The 1365-nt window shown below is 38.6% G+C and carries 1 protein-coding gene and 1 pseudogene; both read right to left on the bottom strand.

Translation table 11 applies throughout. The features are described 5' to 3' along the window. Positions 1-186: 186 nt before the first annotated feature. Positions 187-1245 carry an LLM class flavin-dependent oxidoreductase gene (locus AC1DUW_RS28990; protein WP_252432992.1) on the bottom strand — a complete coding sequence of 353 codons (1059 nt, stop codon included), beginning with the start codon at positions 1243-1245 and terminating at the stop codon, positions 187-189. Between the two features lie 16 nt (positions 1246-1261). Then, positions 1262-1365 (bottom strand): annotated as a pseudogene (locus AC1DUW_RS28985) (ring-cleaving dioxygenase); the annotation flags it as partial.

Below are 1365 nucleotides of genomic sequence, written 5' to 3'. Positions count from 1 at the left end.
CTTCACAAACAATCATAATTATCCATTGAAATTGTTAGAAAAAGGCTACTCTTATTAGTGATCTTATAATATATCATTCAGTTCTTTTCTCTTTTCTGTCCTCGTTCTGTGACTGTCTCTATTCCCTTTAATGCAGTTCTGTACTGATCCTAGTATCTTCAATTCCTAGCCTTACAGCGATACTCATTATTTTTCAGCTGTATGTTTCTTAATCGCTGGCATAATTTCAGTTGCAATCAACTCAATATTTTTCGCAATCTTGTCGAATGCCACGCCGCCAAAATCAATTTGTGCCATAAAGCGCTGTTGCCCAAATATTTCGTGTTGGTAAAGCATTTTTTCAATAATTTGTTGCGGGCTACCAACCATTAAAGCATCACGATAATCTGTAGATTGGGCAAACTGTTGTTTTGGATAGCCACCACCACGTAATGCCTGCATACCAGAATTAGCATGTGGATAGTACTCACGGAGTGCATCCTGTGAATTTTCCGCAGTATAAAATAAACTTGTTGTTGCGATTGGTAAAGTTGCTGGATCAATACTACTACGCTCTGCTGCCTCACGATATGCATCAACAGAGACCTTAAAGTTGATAGCAGGACCACCAAGAGTTGTCAGCATCATTGGTACACCTGCATATCCAGCCTTAATCGCACTAGCAGGCGGGCCACCTACTGCACGCCAAATTGGCAAATGGCCATTTTTAGGCTGCGGTAAAATGGATGCATTTTTTAATGGTGCACGGAATTGTCCTTCCCAGGTTACTTTTTCCTCATTATTTAACTTCAAAAGAAGCTCCAATTTTTCTTCAAATAATTCTTCATAATCATGTACATCATAGCCAAGTAAACTATATGCCCCAACACGTGAACCACGACCAGCGACAATTTCAGCTCGACCTTTTGAAATTAAATCAATTGTGGCAAAATCTTCATACACACGAACAGGATCGGATGTACTTAACACCGTTGCTGAGCTAGCTATTTTAATATTTTTTGTTGCCTGTGCGATAGCCCCTAAAATGACAGTATGTGCCTGTGTTGTAAAATACGTTTGATGACTTTCACCGACAGCAAATACATCAAGTCCTGCCTCATCAGCTAGCCTACTTGCATCAATTAATTCTTGAATACGCTGTTCAGCACTAATCATTGAGCCTGTATGTGGATTAAGTAAATGATCCCCTATCGAATATAAACCGAATTCAAGTCCCTTATTTGTATTAATACGATATTGTTCCACATTACACTCTCCTTTATTAATCAAGTGGTACTAGCTTTGCTTCTATTTCTGCACGTTTTTCTTCTAAAAATGGAGGTAAATCTAATTTTTTTCCTAACTCTTCGACTGTTGAATCTGCAG

It is taken from the genome of Peribacillus sp. P4_C12, assembly GCF_056402095.1.
This window is presented reverse-complemented; position numbering and strand designations above follow the sequence as displayed.